This window comes from Agarivorans sp. Alg241-V36 (genome assembly GCF_900537085.1).
GTDB lineage: Bacteria > Pseudomonadota > Gammaproteobacteria > Enterobacterales > Celerinatantimonadaceae > Agarivorans.
The window spans coordinates 22,411-47,893 of record NZ_UNRE01000011.1 but is presented as its reverse complement, the minus strand read 5'-3'; the positions used below and the strand labels follow the sequence as shown (position 1 = coordinate 47,893).

General features: G+C 44.0%; 25 protein-coding genes. 14 read left to right on the top strand and 11 right to left on the bottom strand.

Annotated elements, in window-relative coordinates; genetic code table 11:
- Positions 1-108: 108 nt before the first annotated feature.
- A complete protein-coding gene (locus G6R11_RS20360; protein ID WP_163134940.1) occupies positions 109-1,068 on the top strand; it encodes a methylenetetrahydrofolate reductase in 960 nt (319 codons plus the stop codon).
- Positions 1,069-1,123: 55 nt separating this feature from the next.
- Here G6R11_RS20360 and topA read toward each other — a convergent pair whose 3' ends face one another.
- Positions 1,124-3,766, bottom strand: coding sequence for a type I DNA topoisomerase (topA, locus tag G6R11_RS20355; protein ID WP_163134939.1), 2,643 nt, complete (start codon positions 3,764-3,766; stop codon positions 1,124-1,126).
- A 302-nt stretch (positions 3,767-4,068) separates the two neighbouring features.
- Between topA and astB the strand changes: the two genes are divergently transcribed.
- On the top strand, positions 4,069-5,409 hold the full coding sequence (astB, locus tag G6R11_RS20350) for an N-succinylarginine dihydrolase (protein ID WP_163134938.1): 1,341 nt from the start codon (positions 4,069-4,071) through the stop codon (positions 5,407-5,409).
- Positions 5,410-5,473: 64 nt separating this feature from the next.
- Here astB and sohB read toward each other — a convergent pair whose 3' ends face one another.
- Both sohB and G6R11_RS20340 read right to left on the bottom strand, forming a co-directional pair.
- Positions 5,474-6,499, bottom strand: a complete 1,026-nt coding sequence (gene sohB, locus G6R11_RS20345; protein ID WP_163134936.1) for a protease SohB — start codon at positions 6,497-6,499, stop codon at positions 5,474-5,476.
- Between the two features lie 109 nt (positions 6,500-6,608).
- Positions 6,609-9,065 (bottom strand): VolA/Pla-1 family phospholipase, encoded by a 2,457-nt coding sequence (locus G6R11_RS20340; RefSeq protein ID WP_163134934.1) that lies wholly within the window; start codon positions 9,063-9,065, stop codon positions 6,609-6,611.
- 148 nt (positions 9,066-9,213) lie between these two features.
- Here G6R11_RS20340 and G6R11_RS20335 point away from each other — a divergent pair, with 148 nt between their 5' ends.
- The 6 genes from G6R11_RS20335 to G6R11_RS20310 are packed head-to-tail and all read left to right on the top strand — an operon-like array spanning position 9,214 to position 13,573.
- Entirely contained in the window at positions 9,214-9,975 is a 762-nt protein-coding gene (locus tag G6R11_RS20335) for a YciK family oxidoreductase (protein ID WP_163134932.1), read from the top strand.
- Positions 9,976-9,993: 18 nt separating this feature from the next.
- Positions 9,994-10,896: a LysR family transcriptional regulator gene (locus G6R11_RS20330; RefSeq protein WP_163134930.1), complete on the top strand. Its 903-nt coding sequence runs from the start codon at positions 9,994-9,996 to the stop codon at positions 10,894-10,896.
- A gap of 9 nt (positions 10,897-10,905) precedes the next feature.
- Positions 10,906-11,649 (top strand): 5-oxoprolinase subunit PxpA, encoded by a 744-nt coding sequence (locus G6R11_RS20325; RefSeq protein WP_163134928.1) that lies wholly within the window; start codon positions 10,906-10,908, stop codon positions 11,647-11,649.
- Positions 11,650-11,654: 5 nt separating this feature from the next.
- Entirely contained in the window at positions 11,655-12,317 is a 663-nt protein-coding gene (locus G6R11_RS20320) for an allophanate hydrolase subunit 1 (protein ID WP_163134926.1), read from the top strand.
- Positions 12,310-13,293, top strand: a complete 984-nt coding sequence (locus G6R11_RS20315) for a biotin-dependent carboxyltransferase family protein (RefSeq protein WP_163134924.1) — start codon at positions 12,310-12,312, stop codon at positions 13,291-13,293. The genes G6R11_RS20320 and G6R11_RS20315 overlap by 8 nt, the downstream gene beginning before the upstream one ends.
- Positions 13,286-13,573 (top strand): TfoX/Sxy family DNA transformation protein, encoded by a 288-nt coding sequence (locus G6R11_RS20310; RefSeq protein WP_163134922.1) that lies wholly within the window; start codon positions 13,286-13,288, stop codon positions 13,571-13,573. Before G6R11_RS20315 ends, G6R11_RS20310 begins: the two co-directional genes overlap by 8 nt.
- A 30-nt stretch (positions 13,574-13,603) precedes the next feature.
- Here the strand turns inward: G6R11_RS20310 and G6R11_RS20305 are convergent, their stop codons facing one another.
- Positions 13,604-15,448, bottom strand: a complete 1,845-nt coding sequence (locus G6R11_RS20305) for a glycerophosphodiester phosphodiesterase family protein (RefSeq protein WP_163134920.1) — start codon at positions 15,446-15,448, stop codon at positions 13,604-13,606.
- Position 15,449: 1 nt separating this feature from the next.
- Complete coding sequence (locus G6R11_RS20300; protein ID WP_163134918.1) at positions 15,450-16,211, bottom strand: copper homeostasis protein CutC; 762 nt, start codon at positions 16,209-16,211, stop codon at positions 15,450-15,452.
- 291 nt (positions 16,212-16,502) lie between these two features.
- Between G6R11_RS20300 and G6R11_RS20295 the strand changes: the two genes are divergently transcribed.
- The gene (locus G6R11_RS20295; protein ID WP_163134916.1) at positions 16,503-17,465 is read left to right on the top strand and encodes a TAXI family TRAP transporter solute-binding subunit; all 963 of its coding nucleotides are present in this window, start codon (positions 16,503-16,505) and stop codon (positions 17,463-17,465) included.
- Positions 17,466-17,476: 11 nt separating this feature from the next.
- Here the strand turns inward: G6R11_RS20295 and G6R11_RS20290 are convergent, their stop codons facing one another.
- Complete coding sequence (locus G6R11_RS20290; RefSeq protein ID WP_240352516.1) at positions 17,477-18,910, bottom strand: cobyric acid synthase; 1,434 nt, start codon at positions 18,908-18,910, stop codon at positions 17,477-17,479.
- 2 nt (positions 18,911-18,912) lie between these two features.
- Positions 18,913-19,329 carry a CBS domain-containing protein gene (locus G6R11_RS20285; protein ID WP_240352515.1) on the bottom strand — a complete coding sequence of 139 codons (417 nt, stop codon included), beginning with the start codon at positions 19,327-19,329 and terminating at the stop codon, positions 18,913-18,915.
- Positions 19,330-19,464: 135 nt separating this feature from the next.
- Between G6R11_RS20285 and G6R11_RS20280 the strand changes: the two genes are divergently transcribed.
- Positions 19,465-20,094 (top strand): MBL fold metallo-hydrolase, encoded by a 630-nt coding sequence (locus tag G6R11_RS20280; RefSeq protein WP_163134915.1) that lies wholly within the window; start codon positions 19,465-19,467, stop codon positions 20,092-20,094.
- Between the two features lie 43 nt (positions 20,095-20,137).
- On the opposite strand, the gene G6R11_RS20275 is transcribed toward G6R11_RS20280, so the two are convergent.
- Both G6R11_RS20275 and G6R11_RS20270 read right to left on the bottom strand, forming a co-directional pair.
- Positions 20,138-20,608, bottom strand: coding sequence for a hypothetical protein (locus G6R11_RS20275; protein ID WP_163134914.1), 471 nt, complete (start codon positions 20,606-20,608; stop codon positions 20,138-20,140).
- Positions 20,609-20,882: 274 nt separating this feature from the next.
- Entirely contained in the window at positions 20,883-22,076 is a 1,194-nt protein-coding gene (locus tag G6R11_RS20270) for an MFS transporter (protein WP_205472978.1), read from the bottom strand.
- 207 nt (positions 22,077-22,283) lie between these two features.
- Between G6R11_RS20270 and G6R11_RS20265 the strand changes: the two genes are divergently transcribed.
- The gene (locus G6R11_RS20265; protein WP_163134912.1) at positions 22,284-23,174 is read left to right on the top strand and encodes a LysR family transcriptional regulator; all 891 of its coding nucleotides are present in this window, start codon (positions 22,284-22,286) and stop codon (positions 23,172-23,174) included.
- A 64-nt stretch (positions 23,175-23,238) separates the two neighbouring features.
- On the top strand, positions 23,239-23,625 hold the full coding sequence (locus G6R11_RS20260; protein ID WP_163134911.1) for a carboxymuconolactone decarboxylase family protein: 387 nt from the start codon (positions 23,239-23,241) through the stop codon (positions 23,623-23,625).
- Between the two features lie 22 nt (positions 23,626-23,647).
- On the opposite strand, the gene G6R11_RS20255 is transcribed toward G6R11_RS20260, so the two are convergent.
- Positions 23,648-23,878 carry a carboxymuconolactone decarboxylase family protein gene (locus G6R11_RS20255; RefSeq protein WP_163134910.1) on the bottom strand — a complete coding sequence of 77 codons (231 nt, stop codon included), beginning with the start codon at positions 23,876-23,878 and terminating at the stop codon, positions 23,648-23,650.
- Between the two features lie 182 nt (positions 23,879-24,060).
- Between G6R11_RS20255 and G6R11_RS20250 the strand changes: the two genes are divergently transcribed.
- Together G6R11_RS20250 and G6R11_RS20245 are read left to right on the top strand one after the other, a co-directional pair.
- Positions 24,061-24,228: a hypothetical protein gene (locus G6R11_RS20250; RefSeq protein ID WP_163134907.1), complete on the top strand. Its 168-nt coding sequence runs from the start codon at positions 24,061-24,063 to the stop codon at positions 24,226-24,228.
- A gap of 1 nt (position 24,229) precedes the next feature.
- Positions 24,230-24,661 carry a hypothetical protein gene (locus G6R11_RS20245; protein ID WP_163134905.1) on the top strand — a complete coding sequence of 144 codons (432 nt, stop codon included), beginning with the start codon at positions 24,230-24,232 and terminating at the stop codon, positions 24,659-24,661.
- Here the strand turns inward: G6R11_RS20245 and G6R11_RS20240 are convergent.
- Positions 24,658-24,999: a hypothetical protein gene (locus G6R11_RS20240; RefSeq protein ID WP_163134903.1), complete on the bottom strand. Its 342-nt coding sequence runs from the start codon at positions 24,997-24,999 to the stop codon at positions 24,658-24,660. The genes G6R11_RS20245 and G6R11_RS20240 overlap by 4 nt on opposite strands.
- Between the last annotated feature and the right edge of the window lie 484 nt (positions 25,000-25,483).

Below are 25,483 nucleotides of genomic sequence, written 5' to 3'. Positions count from 1 at the left end.
CCCTCAATTATTCACTAGCTTTGACCTAGCAGCCTAACTAGAAAGTTAGACCTGCGGCTCAAAGCTGTGCGAAAATATCGCCAACTAAATAAATAAAGCAAACACAACATGCGTAAAACACTTGAGCAAATTTCTAGTGACCCTTTCCATGGGGTTTACTTCATAGGTACTACCCCGCCAAAGCAAAAAACCGACATAGAAAAAGTTAGCGATATCGCAGACAAATTACTGTCTCGTTTAGACGAAATTGAATACGACGGCTTAATTGTTTACGACATTCAAGACGAAAGCAGCCGCATCGATAAGCCAAGACCATTTCCGTATATGCAAACCCATGATCCGCGTATGTATGCGCAGCTGCTTATGCATAAAAGTGAGCGTTCGGTAATTACTTATAAAAGTGTCTCTCAACGAAACGAGCAAGATTTTGTTGGCTGGTTAAAAGAAGCGTGGCACCAATTTGAGATCCGCGATTTAGTATTAGTTGGCAGCCCAGCAGCCACTAACGACATTCAGCTGAGCTTAGCTGATGCTTACAAAGCAATCGAAAATCATGCGCCAGAATTCTATTTAGGCGGCGTTACCATTGCAGAGCGCCATGCTAAAAAGGGCGATGAACATGCTAGGTTGATCCACAAAACAACCCAAGGGTGCCAGTACTTTGTTACTCAAGCAGTTTACAACGCACAAGCTACTATCGACATGCTAACGCGTTACGCGCATGAATGTTCCGAGAACGATCAGCACCCTCAGCGAATCATTCTTACCTTCTCGCCTTGTGGCAGTGCTAAAACACTAGAGTTTATCGAATGGCTGGGGATATCAGTGCCAGAGGCAACTAGCCTGCGAATTCTTAATGCAGACAAGCCTCTAAAAGAATCAATCCTAATTTGTTACAACAACTTAGTGCAGATTTTAGAAGCCGTTCTACCGCTTGGGATCCCTTTAGGGTTAAACATAGAAAGCCTTACCAATCGCAAAGAAGAAATTGATGCCTCTATTTTGCTGTATAAGCTACTAAAAGCCACCATGGACAAAAAGCTAGCGCAACTGCAGCTAAACAGCTAAGGCTTATAAACAAATAAAAAAGGAAGCTAAGTGCTTCCTTTTTTATTCTATTTACTTAAGCCTTTTTCTTGGCTTTAGGTTTTTTGCGCTTATCTTCAATGGTCCATTTACCATCACTAAAGTAAGCTCGCCAGCCAGTGGGTTTACCTTCCACCTCGGTACTTAAGTACTGCTCTTTAGTTTTACGGCTGTAACGAACCAAAGATTTCACCCCATCAGGGTCTTCCGTTGGTCCATCGGCTAAGTAATAGAACTTCTCTGGCAAACGGTCTTTGAATCGCTTCAACTCTTCTACCAAAGGCGCTCTGGTTTCACGTGAGCGCGGGAAGTTACTCGCTGCCATAAAGATACCAGAAGCACCATCGCGCAGCACAAAGTAGGCGTCGCTATTTACACAAGGCAGTTCCGGCAAATGAACCGGATCTTCTCGTGGTGGAGCCACTTCACCATTCTTCAATATTTTGCGGGTATTGCTACACGCGTCGTTAGTACACGCCATGTACTTACCAAAACGGCCAGTGCGTAGCTGCATATCACTGCCACACTTTTCACACTCAACAATTGGGCCGTCATAGCCTTTAATCTTGAAGCTACCTTGTTCAACCACATAACCCTCACAATCAGGGTTATTACCACACACATGCAGCTTGCGGTTTTCGTCTATCAAGTAACTGTCCATGGCCGTGCCACACACCGGGCAACGCTCTTTTGCGCGCAATGCTTCGGTTTCTTGTTCCTCAGCTTCGGCAGCAACTGCTTCTTCACCTGGGATCAAGTTGATGGTGCATTTACAACGCTCTTTAGGTGGCAATGCGTAACCGGAGCAACCCAGGAATACACCTGTACTAGCAGTACGGATCCCCATTGGTCGGCCACAATCTGGACATTCGATATTGGTTAGAACCGGGGTATTGCTGCGCATCCCCTTTTCATCATCATCGGCAACCGTTAATTGCTTCTTAAAGTTTTTATAGAACTCGTTAAGTGTTTGCTTCCACTCAATGTTGCCATCGGCTACTTCATCGAGACGCTCTTCCATCTCTGCGGTGAAGTCATAGTTCATTAAGTCTTGGAAGCTTTCAGTTAAACGCTCAGCAACAATTTCACCCATCTTCTCCGCGTAGAAACGACGGCTTTCAGTGCGAACATATCCGCGATCTTGAATGGTTGAAATGATTGATGCATAAGTAGACGGACGACCAATACCACGTTTCTCTAGCTCACGAACTAAAGACGCTTCATTAAAACGCGCCGGTGGCTTAGTAAAGTGCTGCTTAGGATCCAGCTCAACTAAGTTAAGCTTATCGCCTTGGCTAACCGCTGGTAGCACACCATCTTCGGCTTTACTTGCTTTACCCACTGGTTGTACTTTTGTCCAACCATCAAAGCGTAAAATCTTACCTTTCGCACGCAGTTCAAATTGAGCCGCGCTGACTGTTACCGTAGTGGCATCGTATTGCGCATCGGTCATTTGACAGGCTACAAACTGACGCCAAATTAAGTCATATAATTTAGCTGCATCAGCGTCTACACCAGCTAATTGTGCGCTAGTTACGTTAACGTCTGAAGGACGAATCGCTTCGTGCGCTTCTTGAGCACCTTCCTTACTTGAGTAGCGTATAGGGTTCTCTGGAAGGTACTTGGCACCAAAATTATCGCCAATATAGCCTCTAGCAGCCTCTACAGCGTCGTTACTCAAGTTAGTTGAGTCAGTACGCATATAGGTAATGTAACCCGCTTCATAGAGCCTTTGAGCTAACATCATGGTCCGTTTAACACCAAAACTTAGTCGGGTGCTAGCGGCCTGTTGCAAGGTAGAGGTAATATAAGGTGCTTTTGGTTTTGAACGTGTCGGTTTATCTTCACGCTTAACAACTTGGTAATCGGCACTTTTTAAGGTAGAAACAGCAGCTTCTGATTGCTGCTTGTTGACTGGTTTAAACGCTTTGCCGTTTTCTTTAGCAACTTCTAAACGAAATCCTTCGCCCAATAGAGTGCTCAAATCAGCATGAATGTCCCAATACTCTTCCGGCACAAACGCTTTAATTTCGCGTTCTTTTTCAACCACTAGTCGAACCGCTACCGACTGAACTCGGCCAGCAGATAGACCACGGGCAATTTTTTTCCAAAGCAGCGGCGATACCATGTAACCCACAACCCTGTCTAAGAATCGACGAGCTTGCTGAGCATTTACTCGCGCCATGTTTAATTCACTTGGCTGCGAAAACGCGTCTTTAATTGCTGACTTAGTAATCTCGTTAAATACCACGCGCTTAAAGCGGCTATCATCGCCGCCAATAATCTCTTTTAAGTGCCAAGCAATTGCCTCTCCCTCGCGGTCCAAATCGGTTGCGAGATAGATGGTGTCGGCATTTTCTGCGAGAGTTTTAAGCTCGTTAACTACTTTTTCCTTGCCAGGAAGAATTTGGTAATTGGCTTTCCAGTCCTTTTCGGGGTCCACACCCATTCGAGCTACTAGCGCTTTCTTATCTTTCGCCTTTTTTAATTTGGCTTTTTCTTCTGCGCTTAATCCTTTAGTGGATACAGGCGCAGCTTTCTTTTTATTGGTTGCACTACCACTGCTAGGCAGATCACGAATATGACCGACACTTGATTTCACCACATATTGGCGACCCAAGTACTTGTTAATCGTTTTTGCTTTTGCTGGTGACTCTACAATTACCAGAGATTTGCTCATATTTTTCTTTTTACCATTGTGTCCATCAACTTGGCCTATTGACGGAAAGTAATAGATGTTCGTTCTTTTTTATATTGCTCGAGACTTAGCATAGGTCAATAACTTTTTTGCATCTTTGGTTTATTGGGCGATTAATTAAGCACTCGACCACCAAGATACAAACTGATAACATCTGAAAATCCCAGTAAAGCGTAGTGTTATACGCTTGATTTTCTTTTTCTGCCAATATAAATAACCATTGGTGTCAAATTTTTCAATAAAAGATAACTCATTTTTTAAGTGAGCGTAGTAAAAGGAAGACTATGAAACATTTTGAAGTCAACTTCGACGGCTTAGTTGGCCCAACCCACAATTATGCGGGTCTTTCATTCGGCAACGTTGCCTCTTTATCCAATGCCCAAAATGCCTCAAACCCTAAAGAAGCTGCCAAGCAAGGCTTACTAAAAATGAAGGCCTTGCATGACTTAGGGCTTACCCAAGGGGTGCTAGCTCCTCAACAACGTCCCGACCTCAACCTTCTTCGTCGTATCGGCTTTACCGGTAACGATAGCCAAGTTTTACAACAAGCGGCAAAAAAAGATCCAGATGCCCTACTCGCCAGCTATTCAGCATCCAGCATGTGGACCGCCAATGCGGCCACTGTATCGCCTAGCGCAGATACTGAAAACGGTAAAGTTCATTTCACACCGGCTAACCTAACCAATAAACTGCATCGCTCCATAGAGCCACAAGTTACTGGCAATATTTTGAAGGCAGTTTTTGCCGATGCGAAATACTTTGAACACCATCAACATTTGCCAGAGAACGATTACTACGGTGATGAAGGAGCGGCCAACCATACCCGCTTATGTTCAAACTACGGAGAAGCGGGCTTAGAACTGTTTGTTTATGGCCGTTCAGCCGCCGATAGTAGCGTAGTAGCGCCAACAAAATTTCCAGCCAGACAAACTTTAGAAGCAAGCCAAGCAGTGGCGCGTTTACACGGCTTAGATCAAGACACAGCGATTTTCATGCAACAGAATCCAGGGGTAATTGACCAAGGGGTTTTCCATAATGATGTAATCGCTGTAGGTAACCAAAATGTGTTGTTTTATCATCAACAAGCGTTTTTAAATACTCAGCTCCAATTACAGCATATTCAGCAGCGTTTCGGCGATAATGAGCTACATTTCATTGAAGTTAACGACAAAGAAGTAAGCGTAGCCGAAGCGGTGAAAACCTACTTATTTAATACTCAAATTGTGACCACAGCCCCGGGTGAAATGGCCATTATTGCACCAACAAACTGCCAAGAATCAGCCCAAGTTAGTGCTTATTTGGAAGATTTAGTAAGCCGTGATACCCCAATTAAACAAGTGCATTACTTTGATGTTAAACAGAGTATGAGCAACGGTGGTGGGCCTGCTTGTTTGCGTTTGCGCGTAGCATTAAATGATATGGAACTGGCCGCAGTGAACCAACACACCATCATGAATGAGCAGCTATTTGCTACATTAAATCAATGGGTTGATAAGCATTATCGCGATAGTTTAGCATTTGATGATCTACGCGATCCGCAGCTTATAACTGAAGTTAACACTGCTTTAGATGAGTTGACTCAAATCTTACATCTAGGTTCGGTTTACCCATTCCAACAAGCTTAAAAACGCTAGAAACAAAAAAGCCTGATGTAATATCAGGCTTTTTTCTCAGCGTTGTTAGCTGCTATTACTTGGTCCAATCCCAAGTTTGAGACTGCATAATTTTCATCACGCCGCGCTCTACCCCAACACTAGCTGCTTGGCTTAGTTTTTCGGCCAGCTTCTTCTTAGTGTGGTACTTAAACTGTACGACTTGCTTGTCTTCAAACTGCTGCATCAAGTAGTCATCACTGGTAGAAACTTCATCTACTAGCTCCAGGCCAAAGGCTTGAGTGCCATACCAATGTTCGCCTGTTGCGACCTTAGATATATCTAGTTGCGGGCGAAACTCCTGAACAAACTCTTTGAACAATACGTGAGTTTCTTCTAATTCAGATTGAAACTTTTTGCGTGCTTCGTCGGTATTTTCGCCAAACATCGTTAGGGTGCGTTTGAACTCACCAGCAGTAACCTGCTCAAAATCGATGTCGTTTTTCTTTAGTACCTTATTAAAGTTTGGTAATTGCGCAATCACACCAATTGAGCCAACGATAGAAAATGGCGCAGCAATAATCTTATCGGCAATACAGGCCATCATATAGCCACCGCTTGCTGCCACTTTATCAACCGCAATAGTTAGCTTAATGCCTTTAGCTTTAATACGTTTTAGTTGTGAAGCAGCTAAACCGTATCCATGAACCATGCCTCCGCCGCTTTCTAAGCGCAGCAGCACTTCATCGTCTGCTTTGGCGGTAATAAGTACCGCAGATACTTCTTCTCGCAAACTAGCGACTTCTTTAGCGTCGATGCTGCCTTTAAAGTCGATAACAAACAATCGTGGTTTAGTTTGTTCTTCGCCTTTTTTCTTTTCTTCTTTTTGTTGTTGCTTTAGTTGCTTCTTATGCTGTTTAAGTTGCTCTTTACTCATGAGGTTATGATTAAGTTTTTCCTCAACCTCATTGTGTTGCTCACTTAAATCAGTCACTTCAAGCTCACCACTTTTGTGCTTAGTTTTAGAAGAGGCGGCAATCACAACCACAACTACAGCTATAATGGCGATAACAATCGTTAAGGCCTTCGCAAAAAACAATCCAAACTCAATCAAAAAATCCAAACTTCTGCCCTCATATTTTCGAGCTGCTATTAGTACCATAGCTTGCACACTGAACCAAGTAACAAAAAAGGCCTGCGCGATGCAGGCCTTAGAACCGTTAACTTGATGCTTATTGAACGGGAGCAATCACCGAGCTGTCGCTCACTACAACACTTGCATTACCAGCATCTGCGCTTACTGCATAACTAACAAACTGAGTTTGCATTTCAACCGTGGCAGCCAAGTTAGCGGTTGGTGAAATTAGCGAGCTATGTGAACCTTGGCTAAAGCGAACGGCATAACTACCCGCAGACGTTACTTCTGTGCCCTCTAAGCCCATAGAAGCGATTAGCGGCTCAGTGCCAATTAAGGGTAAAGTTGCAATACTGTTTGGAATTACCTGATCACCACTGCCTTCGCTACCGTCACCGACTATCTCATGGACTAGTACTGGCATTTCAAACCCTGACTGCGCGTAGTTAAGTGGGTCTACTCCGTCTACCACTGTTTGCGCTAAAGAGCCAAAAATTGACGCGAAAGCCGGATAGTTAGAATCAATAACGAGCTGTGCTGCCTCTGGGTACGTGGCTTGATAAACCGCAAACTGCTCAAGGGCTGTTGCAGTGTCGTTGTCTTCAAAGCCAAGACCAGCTGCAACCAAAGCTAAATAACCAGGGTTAGACTTTAAACCGGCTTCAACCGTAGGACCAAAACTTGGCGAGTATTGGAAAACTCCCGCTAAACCGCCTCCTGGTGCACTAAGAGATACGCTTTGTAGGCTGTAGTCTATGTCAAAACCACTTACATTTACTGTATCAGCAATAGATGCAGGGCCAACACCTACAATTGCACCTAATGACTGACCAGCATAATGCACTTTGCTTCCATCTAGTTCTGCAGGTGCTCCAGCGGCTTGTAAGGCAGCCCGCACTGCCAGTAGATCAGCAGTTGATTGACGTAAGTTTTCTCGAATACTTAAAAAACTACCTAAATTAGCAAAAACTTGAGGGTCACCCGTTGCGCTAATTTCTGGATTGCCATCACCGGTTAAATCGATACCACGACTACCATGATAAGGTAAGTCCATTGCCAACACTGCGTATCCCTGAGCGGCATAGCTTGCAGCAATTGCCGCGGCAGTTTCCTTAACTGAACCAATTCCATGTTGGAAGATAACCACAGGCCAACCTTCGGCCGGCATCGCTTGGCCAGTTAACGTTTCATCTGGTAGGTAAATGTCTATCTCTAACGAAGCCATGCTCTTGGTTTCGGGAACAGGGTTATAAACAGTTAAATGACGATGAGCATCAACTGCTTTAGTTTCGCCATCTTCCATGTAAGTTAGCCCCGCTAATTCAGCTTGAGCAAGCATTTGCCCAGCACTTGTTGTATCACCGCCAGCTACTAAGCCACCAAATGTGGCTACGTCAAACCCTTTAGCGCCAGCTTGCGCCCAAAAGCTGGTAGCACTACCTTGGTCGGCAAAGTCAGCATTAGTTTGCAGCAGTTGTAAAATGGCTACTGGGCTATCGGTTTTGGCTTGCGCCCATTTGTTTACATCAGCGCCAGTAAGATCTGGATTATCTAGATCTGATAAATAGTAAGGAACAGCCAATGTAGACTTGAAGTACTTAGCAGCAACAAAGCCCGGCTGGCTGGTGCCTAATGCTGCATTTGCAACGTCTTGCGCCGTAGTTCCCGTATCAACAAGTGCACTCATTGGTAACAAGTTGTTAAGCGCCATTCCACCATAGACCTGTTGCAACGTACTTAACACGCCTCCAACAGATTGAGTGGTAAACACTGCAGAGTAACTCACGTTTGCAGTCACTCCTTCAGCAGCTAACAAGCCATTATTGACTGCAGTTAAACCTTTCAAACTTTGAACTGTAGCATCATCATCAGCAGTAATTGGAGAGCTAAGTAGTTGGTACGCGTCTCCAGCGGCAACACTGCGGCCATTTTCATCTAACAGCTGGTCAGTGATCGCCACCATGTACGAAGTAGCAGGCGTAAATGGCACTAAAGGTGTAACGATTAAGCTGCCATCACTAAAAGTAGCGACGTAGTCTTCACCATAAACAAGTTGCTCATCAACGCGGCATGTTTGCCCTGCCACAAAACTACCACCGTTTTCAGTCACGTCAGCACAAGTATCGGCAAAACCAGAAGCACGAACTTTGTACAACAATACGCCGGCTGGGAAAGAGCTAGCATCTAACTTAGTATCGATTTCTTCATTGAACTCTGCGTCATCATCGCCGTAAGCTAAGGGGATTGAAAACGGCACACTGGTTTGCCAACCATCTAACGCGCCTAGTACGTTGGTAATATCTTGATACTGCTGAGTTACGCTAATATCGGCTTCGCTTGGTAAGTTGATCGTCCCGTCTAAGCTACCGTTAAACAACAAGTTATTGGGTGTAGATACATCACCAGTAAGAGGATTGAAGCGAATTTTTACTGAGTTTGGCTCATTTGGCGTGATATCATTGCCAAAATCAAATGGCGAGTTGCTACTACCACAACCCGCTATAGTAACTGATGTTAATAGAGTAACTGCTGTAGCTATTCGGGACATACGCATATTAGCTAATTCCTTTTTTATAGTATGTTTTTCAAAGAAACCTTAAACATTTGTTTACATTTTTGCAACAGGTCTAACCAGGCGTTAAACACTTGTTTAATTGTTAATCAAATATTTGTGCACCAACGCACATCTACAGGAACAAAAAATGAGCACGGAAACCTCTCCTCAACACTTCCAAGCAGCCAGTGATGAGCTAGAAAACAAAGTCATCCTAGTAACCGGCGCGGGCGATGGCATTGGCCGCCAAGCGGCTCTATCCTTTGCACAATGCGGCGCAACCTTGATCTTGCTAGGAAGAACAGTAAAAAAGCTTGAAGCTGTATATGATGAAATCGAAGCTTTAGGCGCGCCGCAACCAGCCATTATTCCTCTTGATCTTAAGGGCGCAACTCAACAAAACTACCTTGATATGGCAGCCACCATTGAAAATCAGTTTGGCCGCTTAGATGGTGCTCTTCTTAACGCTGCTCACTTGGGCGTTTTAAGCCAGTACGTACAAATTGAAGAAGATCTTTGGGATCAGCTGATGCAGGTGAACGTAAAGTCTCAATTCTTGCTTAGCCAAGCTTTAGTGCCATTAATGCTTAAAAGCGACAATGCCTCATTAGTATTTACGTCTTCAAGTGTTGGTAAAAAAGGCCGTGCTTATTGGGGTGGTTATTCAGTATCTAAGTTCGCAGTTGAGGGTATGTCGCAGGTAATTGCAGACGAGTTCGATAAAACCGGTTTACGCAGCAATTGTATTAACCCAGGGGCAACCCGCACCTTGATGCGCGCCACTGCTTATCCCGGTGAAGATCCAAAAACGCTAAAAACACCATTAGATATTATGCCCAATTACTTATACCTGATGAGCGATGCCAGTATCGGCGTAACCGGCACTAGCTTAGATGCGCAAGCTAAATAAGCTGTTAGGATAGTAGCAATGAGCAAGCCATTTCGCGCCAAAAGTACTATTGAACAGTGGCGAATATTTCAAGCCGTGGTTGATTATGGCGGCTACGCCCAGGCTGCTAGCCAGCTAAATAAAAGCCAATCTTCACTGAATCACGCCGTTAGTAAGTTGCAAAACTTGCTGGGCATTCAGTTGCTTGAAGTAAAAGGTCGTAAAGCCTACTTAACCCCAATGGGCGAAGTAATGCTTAGGCGCAGTAAGCTGCTTAGCCAGAACATTCAAGAGCTTGAATTGCTCGCCGCAAGTCTAGAGCAAGGTTGGGAACCTCAATTGAGCTTGGCTTGTGAAATCATTCAGCCGCAAGCTCCGGTTATCAAAGCACTTAAAGCCTTTTTACCTGAAAGCAGAGGTACCCGTGTCGAAGTCATTGATACTGTAGTAAGTGGTGCCGATGATGCAATCGCCGAGGGCGAAGTTGATTTAGTGATCACTGCTTATTTGCCTAAGGGTGTTTTGGGAGAACGGCTTGGCGTAGTCACTTTGGTTCCTGTTGTTCATCGAAATCACCCACTCGCCAAAATGCCACAGCCGGTTTCTATCGACGAAGTAATACAACATGTTCAACTGGTGATCCGCGATACCGGCAAAAACCCTCAGCAAGAGAGAGGCTGGTTACGAGCCGAACAACGCTGGACGTTTAGCAGTTTTCACCGAGTCGTAGAGGTACTTAAACAGGGTTTAGGCTTTGCTTGGCTGCCGCTGCATATTGCTCAACCTCACTTTGAAGATGACAGCTTAGTTGAACTTAATGTAAGTGGCGGTGCGGCAAAATCTTTGGTGACTTACCTAGTGGTGCCACGCCCAGAACAACTAGGCCCAGCGGGTCAGCACTTTTCAAAGCTACTTATTCAACACTGTAAAACGCTGCGTTAAGGAAGATAGATGTTACTAAATTGCGATATGGGAGAAAGCTTCGGCGTATGGGAAATGGGAGTTGATGAGCAGCTCATGCCCCACGTTGATCTTGCCAATATAGCTTGTGGTGGACATGCTTCTGATCCCAATGTGATGAGCAAAACTTTAGCCCTTGCCAAGCAGTATGATGTAACTATAGGAGCGCATCCAAGTTACGCCGATGTAGCGGGTTTTGGCCGCCGATCCATCCCCTACCAAGCCGATGAACTCACTCACCTAGTGCTAACGCAAATTGGCGCGCTAGATGCCTTATGTCAGTTTCACCAGCTTAAATTGAGCTATGTGAAGCCACATGGCGCTTTATACAACGACATGCATAAAAATCCTGAGATTTTTGAATCTGTTTGCAGAGCCTTAACCGGGCTGAATCAGGTTCCTCAGCTAATGGTACATGCAACCCAATGCCAAGGCTTTATTAGCGAGCTAGCAGAAAGATACCAACTATCGCTAATTAAAGAAGCCTTTGCCGACAGACGCTACCTAAGCGATGGAAGCTTACAAGCACGTAGCCAAGCTGGAGCGCTTCTTACCAGTAAAGAACAACTGTTAGAGCAAGTAAGTTTGTTGCTCTCACAAAGAAGCTTACGTTGTGCAGACGGCAGCTTACTAAAAGTAGAGGCCGACACCTTATGCGTTCATGGCGACAATCAAGCAGCCGTTAAGCTGGTTCAAGCCATCAAAAAACAAATTCAAATGTCAAACATCGACTAATCACTATGTATTGCATCGATTACGTGAATGAAGATAGCGTATTAATAAGCAGCCATTCAGTCAGCCATTGCCAAGCGCTTCCACAATTAGCGAGCTTCTTAAAGGATCAGCTAGACAACATCAGCGATATAATCGTGGCCAGCGATACCCTACTTTGCATTGGCAATAACCAAACACAGTTCGAATCAATTGGCGCGGCAGTTCAACAGTTTGAGCTACAACTAGGCAGACCTTCATCTAAGCAAACTTTTGAAATCCCTGTTTGCTACGCACAGCAGCTTGCACCTGATTTATCAGCGGTAGCTCAGCAACTGCAACTAAGTGTTAATCAGGTTATTGAGCTGCATAAGCAAGGTGTTTATCAAGTAAAGATGATTGGCTTTATGCCCGGCTTTACTTACCTAAGCGGATTAAGCCCACAGCTAAGTCTAGCTCGTAAGTCCACTCCAGCAAGTAAAGTACCCGCTGGCAGCTTAGCAATAGCGGAAGATATGAGTGCGGTGTATCCCTGCGATAGCCCCGGCGGCTGGCATATTATTGGCCAAAGCCCAATTAAGTTATTCGATAAGAATGTCGAACCAATGTGTCCCTTAGAAGTGGGTGACCAAGTACGCTTTGTTGAACTCACTTATAAGGAATTTCTCAATTACGGAGGCAGCAGTGACTAAAGCAGCTTCACTCACTGTACTTCGTAGCGGACCACAAATGTTAATTGTTGATCACGGGCGTATCGGCTTTCAACATATTGGCGTAAGTCCAGGGGGGCCAGCAGACAAACATGCCTTTAATTGGGCCAACCGCTTGCTAGGTAATCCCGTTAACAGCCCTGCCCTAGAAATCACCTTTGGTGGCGCAAAGTTGCATTTTGAGCAGGCATGCCTAGTAGCAGTATGTGGTGCAGCCATGCCGCTTAGCCTTGAACCTACACAAGCAAACAACAACCAAATCGCTAGCTGGCAAAGTATTCGAGTTGAAGCGGGTCAAACTTTGCATCTCGGCCCCAGTCGCTCGGGGCTAAGAGCCTACTTAGCGATACAAGGCGGCTTTATACTAAACAGCGAGCTTGATAGCGTAAGCAGCTCACCTAAGCAGGCCTTAGGTCCCTTTAACGGGCGCGCCTTAAAACCAAATGACAAACTCTTCTATCCGCTAAAAAGTGCTAAGCAACTCGACTCCACTCCAGTGCAACAAACACCAAATCGTTATATTCCTAGCTATAAAGAGCACTTAAAACTCGCGCTTATTCCGGGTTACCAGTTTCATTCATTTAGTCAGCAGCAACGGCAACAAATTTTGCAACAAGACTATCAACTTAGTGACTTAAGTGATCGAATGGGACTAAGGCTAAATGGCTCGGCGATAAAGGATGTTCCACTTACTAAAGAGTCAGAAGCGATTGCTTTAGGCGCAGTACAAATACCGCCCAATGGCTTGCCAATAATCCTGTCTGTCGATAGGCAAACAATTGGCGGTTATCCCAAATTAGGCTGTATCTCGCGCTTGGACTTGTTTGCCTTGAATCAACGACACCCCAAGCAGAGTCTAAGCTTCTATTTAAGCACGGTTGAAGAGCAGCGACAGCGTTGGTTAGCCTTTGAAAATTTCTTCAAGCTTTCGCTAAGAGGTCAAAGTCAGCATGACTAAAACATCAGCTAAGCCAAAGCGCTTGAGAGATTTAAAAGGCTTTGGTCCACGCAGTGAAGAAATATTGGCAGAGGTCAATATCCACTCCGTTGATGATTTTATGGCTATAGACCCTTACCAGCTTTATGCTCGCTTGAAATCAACAGTAAAAGGTACCGGTTTAAATTCTATCTATGCCATTATCGGCGCAAGAGAAGATCGTCACTGGCAAGAGATTAAACAACAACACAAAACAGAAATCTTGTTCAAGCTAGACGAGCTTGGCCTAGCACCCAAATAGGATGACCATAATCCTTAGCTAGCATCTTGTTTAAAGTGCTAACCAATAGCGCAAACTATTTACTATATGATCAACTTCACTTAAGCCGTAAAGTCGTTCTAATGTTTCTAAAGCCATAATCGGCGAGTCGGTAACCACCCCATTTACCCGCAAATAATAAAGCCGCTCCACGTCTGCAGCATTGTTAACTGTCCATACGTGTACTTCTTGGCCTCGCTGTTGCGCACTGAATAATCGCCAGGCGTTTACCCATTGTTGGTTCACTATCAACATATCAACATTTTGTTGCACAGCCGATTCACCAAAACTGGCAGCCGCAATAAAGGCCGTACTAATTCTATCGGCTAATTCGGTACCGCTAATTTTCTGCTTTAATTCTTCAAGTAGCTCAATATCTAAACTACTTATGATGACCGGGTATGGATATTCTTTTAGTGAATCTAACAGCGCAGGTACCAAGGCTAAAGAACTGTCGTAGCGTTTAAGTTCAATGTTTAAAGTAATCTTGTTAGCGCTCTTTTCTAACCAGTAAGGTAAAGCCTGTGGTTGGCTAAAACCAGCATCTACAAAGGCTTGTTGAATTTGCGCAAATGAGCTTTCTGGCACCACTAAATCACTGCCAGTTAGGCGGCGTAAATCGCGGTCGTGCACCACCGCTATTTGACCATCAACGGTTAATTGAACATCTATTTCCGTCACTGGCAATTCAAGGTTTATCGACTTTTGTAAGCCTTCTAAACTGTTTTCTAAGGCTAACCAACCTCCAGCTCGGTGGCCCATTACAAGCATGGTACTTGGCTCGCTAAAACGCTGGTTAAACGCAGCGACTTCTTCTTTCATTTCACTGGCGCCCAACAGCAAGACAGCGATAAAAATTAACCGTAGCCCTAAATGCACACGGTGGTTTTCTTTCAATACTTGTTGGTGGTGTTTGCTCAGGCTTTCTTTGTGTTGTTTAGCTAATACCTTAAACAGATAAAATTGAATACTTGCGTATAGCCAAGTGTCTAGGAAGCTAACAATAGAGCCACCCGCTAGCACTGTTGCACTAAACAAAAACAAGGCTAAAGGAGTAACATCTTCTGGCGCCCACCAATTTAAACTAATGCGAAGTAACCAAATAAAACCGGCGATCACCGCAACAAACACAGAAGTACGTAAGGCAAACCAAGCAAGGTTCAAACACAAGATCAACTTACGTTGGCCAATACTGAGTTGGGTTGAATCCTTGAGTTGCGCCAGCAGGGGCTTTTTTTGCAGCATGCAAAATGGCAAGGCAAACCACCAATTAAGCCACTTAGACCCAAGCCAAACAGCTAAAGGTAAACCACCTATGCTTAAGGCAGCAAAATAAAACCAAAGCTGATTTCGTTGCTGGTCGAGATAATAGTTAATATCCCAGTCGGCAAGCATTAAGCCAAACAACCAACGGCCAATAAACAACAAGGTACAGCTAATACTAATCAGCAAGGCTGATTGCAAAAATGCCAACCTAGCAATTGTCCACGCCCGGTTCACCAACAAACGGATCGCTTGCGACACCGAGCGCTTGTTTACTTCGTGCTGTGCAAGCAACAGGGTTAACGCGCCTTGTTGTAAAAAGAAGTTAAACAAAGCCATAGCCACCAGCCAGATTGCAAACAAGTAACCACTGGGCGATAGGAAGAAGGCCAACAACTCTTGGTTGGCAACGCCCTTAAGTCCATACCAAGACATCAAGGCTTCACTCACCACTATCGACAAAGGCGCAAATATGGCGAGCCAGCTAGCCTGTACCAACAAATAAGCTCCAAACATCGCTATGCCGCGATTCTTTAAGGAACTGGCTAGGTAGTAGACAAAATGGCGAACTCTATGCAGTAAGTTTGGCAGCATGTTAATTACGCTCTAAAGCCAAGGCCATGGCGCTGACTTCCTGTTGAGAGACTTGTGCGCGCTGCAATTCCAATTGTGGATCCTTATCTGCGGCCATTGCCAAGGCATAGCGGGTATCAAATTTGCTAATTAACGGCTCAGAGGCGGCACTGTGAAAGTGCTTTACTCCCTGCTTTTTAAGCATGGCTAGGTTGTGAGCACGAACCCCGCCCGCGACGATCCATTCTATATTTTGATGCTGTTGCTGTAGGGCTAGTAGCAATGTTAAACCCTGCTCAATGTGGTTCTTTTGTCCTGAGCTTAACACTCTATCTATGCCTAAATCACTGAGTTGCTTTGCGGCAATAGTAGGATTAGCTGTACAGTCAAAGGCTCGATGAAAAGTGCTCACTAGGTTATTTGCGGCTGCAATAAGCAACTTACAGGCATCGAGATCAACTGAAGCTTGCTCCGTTAGTGCCCCAAATACCACTCCTTTAAAACCCAACTGCTCAACTAGCTTAATGTCTTCGACCATCTGTTGAAGCTCACTGCGGGTATAACAAAAGTCCCCACCACGCGGGCGGATCATCACCACTATGTCTATTTTTGACAGGTGTTTACTCGCCTGCAGTAATGCGCCATAGCTTGGTGTGGTGCCACCATCACGCTGGCCTGCGCATAACTCGATACGTGTAGCGCCGCCTTGAATGGCACTTATAATGTCATCTTCACTATAACAACAAATTTCTAATGTATATTGAGAGGGAGGTAATAAAGCCAAGCAACTAACCATAGATAAATAACTTGAAATGATTATAACGGATTATTGTCAGGCAACGAGGGACTAAACGAAACATAAACAGCGCTTTGTTTAACTAGATCAAAAATATTCGGCCAAAATATCTGTGCTTTTACTCTAAACCCAGTCATTTTTGCCTTTAAATAGTTTAACAACAAGAAAAATCAAAGGTTTTCCAGCTCACAACTTAGCCGCCCGAACAAGCGTTTTACTAAATAACTGTGTATATTGGCTAGGTTATTCTAAGGAAAGAAGACATTTTTGGGTGATAAGATGACACGATTTTCTCTATATTTGTTGACTGCTGCACTGGCGATCAACGCAAACCTTGCGCATAGCAATGAGTACTTATTTGTAGGCACTGGTAACGTAAGCGGTGTTTATTACCCAACTGGCAACGCGTTATGCCGACTTCTTGAACAAAGCAACGAACACCGAAAATTAAGCTGTACTGCAGAAAGCTCTGGTGGATCTAGCGACAATATTGAAGCATTACAAAGTGGCGACATTGACTTAGCCATCGTTCAGTCAGACGTTCATTGGCAAGCCTACCAAGGAGCTGGTGAATTTAGTGAACAAGGTCCATATAGCGAACTACGCTCACTGCTTTCCCTTTATTCAGAAGCCTTAACTGTATTGGTAAATGCCGATTTAGATGTTAAGCAAATTGATGAACTAAAAGGCCATGCTATTAACTTAGGTCCAGTGGGTTCTGGCCAATATTCCACTATGCAAGTGGTGATGCAGCAATTAAATTGGCAAGAGTCTGACTTTTCTAAAATTACTAACCTCAAGCCAGACGAGCAAAGTCGTGCCTTATGTGGAGACAAAACCGATGCAATCATCTACGTAGTCGGCCACCCCAATACTTCGATTACCCGCGCAACCACAATGTGTGAGTCTAATTTACTGAGTTTATCGAAAAAAACCATTATGGCTTTGGCTGACAAGTACGAATACTTTTCACCTGTCACCATTAAAGGGGGCACCTACCATGGCAACCCTAGCGATGTATCGTCGATTGGTGTAAGTGCAACCTTAGTAGCCGATAAGCAACTGTCGGAACAAACCGTATATAACTTTGTTGCGGCAATTTTTGAAAACTTGAATACGCTTCGTTCTTTGCACCCTGCTCTTGCAGAACTCAATGTAGAACAAATGATCAATACTAATCTAAGCGCCCCACTTCACCCTGGCGCCCTGCGTTACTACCGTGAACAAGGCTGGGTAAACTAAAGGTTTTCAAACTAAGGCTTGGTTAAGCCTAGCTGTTCGGATAGCTGGCTAAGTGGCAAGCTTAACTTGTCACATAGCCTGTCTAGTTCATTATCTAGTACCTGATTCCAGTCTTCGCACTTCCCTTGCCAACCAAGGCTTTCTAGCCAGTCTTGGCAAACCTTTCGATTAGTAAACAAATCATGCAGATAGGATCCTTGCACGTTGTCTAGCTGCCAACCAGTTGCTTGCTCAACAAAGCTATCTAACTGGGCTGAACACTGAGTTTGCCCGTGATGAATTTCATAGCACTGTATTGTTTCATCGCCAAAATCAATACTACGTTGAACTGTAGTTTTTAAGCTGGAGTATGTTGTAGTAAGGGGAAGTAGCGATAAGCCCTTAAATGCTTCACCTTCTACAGAGTTCGGATCAAGATTGTGTTCCCCAAGAATTTGTAATCCTCCGCAAATACCAGTTACTCGAACGCCTTGTTTTGCAGCGTTAATGATTTGCTGGTCTAAACCGGTTTTTGCCAAGTGCTTGCGACTAGCGGCAACATGTTTGGAGCCAGGTAAAATAATCGCATCAAAGTGACTTAAATCTTGGTGTTCTCGGAGCGGAACAACATTCACCCCTTGTTGATACACCAAAGGATCAAACTCATCTAAGTTGCTGGCATAAGGATAAACAATTAGCGCAATATTCAAACAATTGGGTTGCCAAACACTGCGGTGAAAAAAGTTGTCTTCTTCGGGTAGTTGGTGCTCGGTCCAGGGAATAACTGCCACTATCGGTATGCCGGTTTTCTCTTCTAACCACACATTGGCATCGTGCAATAAAGCCTGCTCACCACGAAACTTGTTTAGCACAAAACCTTTTACAAGCTTTTGCTCTTCTGCGCTTAAACACATCCATGTTCCTAGCAAGTGCGCATAGGCACCGCCGCGGTCGATATCAGCAATAAGGTAAACCGAGGCTTGGCAGTGCAAGGCCACTTCCATATTTACAATATCACTTTTACGCAGATTAACTTCGGCTGGGCTTCCGGCTCCCTCAATCACCAGTTGCGAATAATCCTGTTGCAAGCGAGCCAAGCTAGCAGTTACTGCTGGCCAAAGAACCGATTTTCGTTGGTGCCAGTCTTTAGCTAACAGCTCATGGCTTACTTCACCATTCACCACTACCTGAGCGCCTTTTTCGCTATGTGGTTTTAACAACACCGGATTCATATCAATGCTTGGTGTTTGCTTTGCGGCAATGGCTTGCAGATATTGAGCGCGGCCGATTTCCCCGCCTTGTTGAGTTACCGCTGCATTGTTACTCATGTTTTGCGCTTTAAACGGCGCAACGTTTAAACCTGCATTAGTTAAGTGGCGGCAAAACAAGGCACAAACCAAGGATTTACCCGCATCACTGGTACAGCCCATAAACATCACAGGCGGGTTAAGAGGAGTACTTGTCATTGTTAGTTGTCGTTATTAACTAATAGGCAAGCGAGAACATCTCTCCAAGTGACTAAGCCCAACAATTTGCGATGCTCATCAATTACCGGCAAACAGCTAATACCTTTATCCACCAAGTTACGGCCGGCATCGCTAATGCTGGTAGTAGGGTCACAACACAAAGGCTGGCGAGTCATAACATGATGAACTCGCTGGGTTAAGGTATGTACGTCGCGTTGGCTTTCTGCCGCTTTCCCCAAATAGGGGCTAAGTGAGGCTAACAAATCTGACTCAGTAAGAACGCCAACTACGGCGTCTTCATCATCAAGTACCACTAAGTGATGAAAACTCACATTATCAAAAATGTCTTTTATATCGAATAGCCGCTGATCCATGCCTACGGTAACAACTCGAGTTTGCATAATATCTTTGATATTCAAGTGATTCTCCAATCTGTTGGGCTTATTTCCATTATAAACATAAGCCACTTTAATTGGTGCCTTAGTTATTACAAACTATAGAAAATTTCATCTACATACGTACACTAGGCTTGTAATCAATAAGAGTTAACTAAGATGGCTTACCAAATTATTCCCGTTACTCCGTTTCAACAAAATTGCACCCTTATTTGGTGTGATGAAAGCAAACAAGCTGCGATTGTCGATCCAGGTGGTGATCCGCAATTGATTCAAGCAGCGGTAGAAAAGGCTGGTGTTGAAGTAACAAAAATTCTGCTAACCCATGGTCACTTAGACCACGTAGGCGCAAGCAGCATTATTCAGCAACGCTATCAAGTGCCGCTGATTGGCCCACATAAAGATGATGATTTCTGGATAAGCAAAATGGCCATGCAATGCCAAATGTTTGGTTTTCCAGAAGTGGCTAGCTTTACCCCTGATCAATGGTTAGAACACGGTGAAGTGATTGAAGTAGGTGAGTTAAAACTAGAAGTGCGCCACTGCCCTGGACACACTCCTGGTCATGTAGTGTTTGTCGACCACGACAACCAACTGGCGATTGTTGGCGATGTATTGTTTAACGGCTCGATTGGTAGAACAGATTTCCCCAAAGGCGACCACCCTACTCTGATCAACGCCATCAAAACCCAACTTTATACACTTGATGATGCCTATCAGTTTTTACCCGGACATGGCCCTATGTCGACTATCGGCCACGAAAAAGAATTTAACGGCTACACCCGCTAAATAAAAAAGGCACCAAATCTGGTGCCTTTTTTATAGTTCGGTATTACTCCGCTTTGCCAAGTACTTTGCTGCGGTCTAGATAGAGTAGATAGGCACAGCTTAGCCATACTCCAATCGCCATAAAGAACAAGGGATACTCTCTAGGGCAGCCTTCTTGCAAACAGCTTAAGTCGGTATATGGGAACAGGCCAAGCGGGGTAAAAATGTGAAAAAATATAGCGCCAGACATCACACCTAAACCAATCAGTGCTCCGTAAAAACGCGTTACTTTACGCAGTATAAGAATACTCGCCACTAATTCGGCTAATCCAATAACGGTTTCTCCATATTGGCCAAACAAATCGCCAATAAGATTCAAACCCAAGCCATCGCGCAACCACTGCCCAACGGTATCAAAAATATACACAGTAATGTCTGCTGGACTGCCAAACCAACCGGCAAACTTAAAGAATAAAGATTGTAAAAAAACAAAGGCAACGTAAATAGATAGAATAAGTGGTATGTGCTTTTTCAAAGCTAACTCCCTGATTTTGGATCTTGTTTAAGCGTAGTCGAACTAAGCACTTTAGTACTTCTTCACGCCAAACAAAGACCTACAATCACTAGCTTCTATTTCAACAAAGCCCAACTATTTTTCAATATTGAGAAAATGTATAGGTAAGGCCCCGAGTTTAAGTAAGCTTTATTTTCAGGTTACGAAGATAAAAGCCTGACTAAAACAATAATGCCGTTCACATTAAGTGAGCGGCAATATAACTGGCCTTACTAAGCGGCCTAATCAAGTTCGCTTAAGCTGCTTGGCACACCTGGGTTTCGCTAACAGTCGACTTTTTGTCTAAAGCCGCGCTTAAGCGGGTTAGCAATAAAGCGCCTAATACGATAACTGCACCTGCCCACGGCGTATGTTCCACACCCGCGTTAGCTACAATCATGCCGCCGCCCCACGCGCCAATTGCGATGCCCACGTTAAATGCGGCAATGTTTAAACCAGAGGCAACATCCACTGCATTTGGGGTATGCTGTTCAGCTAGTTTCACCACATATACTTGCAAGCCAGGTACATTACCAAAGGCAAATGCGCCCCACACCAAAATGGTTAATACCGCTGCAATTGGATTTACCGCAGTAAAATTGAATACCAACAGTACCGAGGCTAAACCTAAGAAAATCCAAGAAAGTGCTTTTGTTGGCCCTAAACGGTCGGCCATTTTACCACCCCAAATATTGCCAAAGGCTACAGATACCCCATAAACCAACATAATTAAGCTAATGGCATTGGCGTTAAACCCGCTCACATCTTGCAAAATTGACGCTAGAAAGGTGAATGCGGTAAATGAGCCGCCGTAACCAATTGCGGTAATCGCATATACCAGCAGTAAACGTGGTTCGGTGAGTACTTTAACTTGCTCGCTAATCTTGGTAGCCGGTGATTGCTTTAAATTGCTAGGTACTAATAGTGCGCTACCGATAAGCGCAATTAAGCCCAACATAGCCACCACTAAAAAGGTGGTTTCCCAACCAAAGTTTTGGCCGATATAAGTACCTAAAGGCACACCGGTAACTAAAGCAACGGTAAGTCCGGTAAACATAATCGCGATGGCGCTGGCGGCCTTTTCTTTGGCTACTAAGCCAGTGGCAATGGTGGAGCCAATAGAAAAGAACACGCCGTGAGCGAGTCCAGTGAGTATTCGCGCACCAACTAAGGTTTCGTAACTAGGTGCTTGCCAAGCCAGCAAGTTACCCGCTACAAACAAGCTCATTACCGCTAACAACACTTGTTTTCTTGGCCACTTGCCGGTGAGCGCGGTTAAGACAGGTGCGCCAACCGCAACACCTAAAGCGTATAAACTCACTAACAAACCGGCAGAAGGTAAAGAAACCGCTAAGTCTTGCGCCATAGTCGGAATTAAACCCACTATCACAAACTCGGTGGTTCCAATGGCAAAAGCACTTAAAGTAAGTGCGAATAAAGCTAAAGGCATAATCATCTCTCTCGTAATCCATTGATAGTTGCAGCAGCAACCTGATGGCGGCCATTATTAGCGAGACAACCTTTGTTAAAAACAGTAGCTTCTACAAAATACTTTTGTAAAAAATGTAAGCAATAAGTCCAATACATTGAGACAACTATTCTAAAAACCACTAGTATTAGGTGAATACTTTTGTTGTTTCACTAGGTAGATTAACTAATGTTTAGCCTAAAAAACCGTTCCGACGATCTTGAAATTTTAATCGCAGTCGTCGACTGTGGTGGTTTCTCTGCAGCAGCAGATGTGCTTGATATTCAAGTGGCTAAAGTGTCACGAGCGGTAAGCAAAATAGAAAAGCAGTTGGGTATTAGCATTCTCAACCGCACTACCCGGCGAATTGAGCAAACCGACGAGGGCCGTCAGTTTATAGAATCTGTACGTGCTGGTTTAGCCAAAATTCAACAAGCCGAAGAAGACATTATCTCTCGCGGAGAGCTGCCCAAAGGACGCCTACGGGTAGACGCAGCTAGCCCTTTTGTATTGCATCAGTTAGTGCCGCTAATTGGTGAATTTAAACTAGCCTACCCAGACATCGATTTAGAGCTGAGCTCAAACGAAGGTTTTGTCGATCTACTTGAGAAAAAAACCGATCTGGCGATCCGCATTGGCAAGCTCACTGACTCAACTTTACATGCTCGCCCGCTTGGCGCTAGCGAACTACATATTGTTGCCTCGCCAGAATACTTAGCTAAACGTGGTGTACCGCAAACAGTTAGCCAGCTTAATCAACACGAACTAATCGGCTTTAGCGGCGCTAAAGTGCTTAATCATTGGCCCTTGAAAGGCTTTGACTCATTGCAACCTAGTGTTACAGCCAGCAACGGGGAAACCGTTCGTCAGTTAGTATTGGCGGGCAACGGCATTGCGTGTTTGTCAGGCTTTATGATCAAGCAAGACATTAGCCAGGGCAAAGCCGTTACCGTGCTAGATTCATTTTTACTTAGTGATAGCCATCGTCGCCAAGTTAATGCGGTGTATTACAAATCGTCTGCGGTTGCTCGGCGTATCACCGCCTTTATCGACTTTATCCAACCCAAGTTAAAACTCTAGCTTGACTTGGACTTAGCTCCAAGGTCTAGGCTAATGCTTAGACATTAAGTTATTGGAGTAAACCATGGAACAAACTCGATACCAACGCGGTTTTGACAAGCTAAGCGAAATAGACGGCGAAGCGGGTCACAAAGTAATAGAAAGCCTTGCCACTATATGTCCAGATCTCGCCAAGTTCACCATAGAGTTTCCCTTTGGAGACATATACAGCCGCCAAGACTTAGATCTTAAGTCTCGAGAAATAGCCACAGTCTCAGCACTTACCGCCATGGGCAACTGTGCTCCGCAACTAGCGGTTCATATCCATGGCGCTTTAAATGTAGGCTGTAGTCCCAAAGAAATTACCGAGGTGATTTTACAAATGGCTGTGTATGCCGGTTTTCCAGCCGCAATTAACGGCATGTTAGTAGCCAAGCAAGTGTTTGAAGAGCGCGGAATACTTACACCTTAAACATGCTTCGCTGTTAACAATTTTACGTATAGTTAAGGCGTTGCCAACTGTCTCCTGCCTTAATCGCGCCTTTACGATGCATATCAATACAGAAGGCACATTGGTTTATCTGCGATACTCTTAGCTTAACCAACTCTAAAAGTTTAATGCCCAAACTTGGATGCTGACTAAATTGGCTTTTTAAATACTCTTCTTGTTCGATTAAAGCTTGCATGGCCTTAGGCGCTTCTGCTAAATAATTTATCTTGGTCATATCTAAGTTCTCTTCAAAATGAAGTTTCAATCTAACTAGACGGCAAATTCAAATATTGAAGATTTTCGACATTCTCTCCGGTTTGTTATCAGCTGTTAGCCAAACTTAAAGGTGCTAATTGGTGGAAAATTAGGCAGCGCTGCAAAATAGGCTCACCAAGCAAACAGCAACGAGACAATAAAATGAAAACAAATACAGCCGCAATACTATCGCTTATCTTTGGTTTGTTAATGTTTAGCCAAACTACCAGCGCTCACATCATCGAAGTTGAAATCTATAAGGAAGGAATTGAATACGAGTGCCTAAAAGACACTGACTCTGGCAAAATTTTTAACTGTGAGCGAGATTAATATGAATAAGCATCTGGTTTTCATTTTAGGCCTAGTTATTTCAACAAGTGCCTTTGCAAACAACAAGCTCCTAGCTCAACAGTGGCAAGTAGCTAGCAACAATAACGCTGCAGTACTAAGTCAAGATCAAGGCTACATTGCTGAGTTTAGTTTTGTAGACGGTGGCGTAATCATATCTAGCACTATTAGTGGTAGCTGTACCAGTGACCTTACACAACATAAAGTAGCGGGTAAACTAGTGACATTTGAGCTAAAGCAGCAACAAACTCACTGTTCTCTAATTCCTAAAAGCGTCAAAGACAAGGCTGTGGTTAACTCATCTTTTAACCGCATGAAAAAAGTTAGCTTTAACAATGCCAGCTTCACCACAAATGGTTTTCACGATGCATTAATACAGGCAGAGAAAATTAGATTTACCGGAAAAAATAGCTAGTTACACACGGTTTCTAGCAAGGTCATATTCTTCACCTTCAGCTCAGGCAAATATGACTGCATATTTTGCTCTGGGCTGGGTGGCAGGATGTAGCCGCTTACATGCACAGGGTTGTAGTAGCCTTCTCGTTGGTAAAGTCCTTCAACATCGTCACTAGACCACATCCAATATCGTTCTCCCATGCAACTCTCAAATACTGAGGTTTCAAAGCCATAAATCCAATAGCCTTGAAAATCTTCAACTGTGTAGCTTTCCTTAAGCGGTGAGCAAGCTGCTACAGCAGTAACCAACAAAGCTAATATTGATCTTTTAGATAATTTTCCTGTTCGTGTTTCCATTCATCACTCGTGTACTTATAAGCTTGTCTATTTACCTAAGGCCATTAGAACAAGACAGAAACAGTTATGCCGCTAGAACATCAATGCTATGCAATATACTTGCATATTATTCAATTACTTAACAACAGCTTAGCTAAAGCAATTTGAGCAAATAACGTTCAATTATTTTCCACTTCCCTTTTAAGTTTCAGTGACAAGCCTTAACTCAAAACCTCGGCTGAAATAGCAGATAAATACTATGAAACAATGAGTTAATAGAATTACAAATCAGACCAGTTAGCCGCAACACCTTCAACCAGAAAATTCCATGAAACGCATAAAGTACAAATTTTGAACTGCCCCACAGTTCGCCTAATCAAGTAATTATTCACCCAGTAAAAATAAATATTGATCAACCAATTGTGATCAAACTCTAAATTTTGGATAACCAATGATGCTATTTATTTGCTTAACTACAAACAAATTGGTCAACCTATGGCGTTAT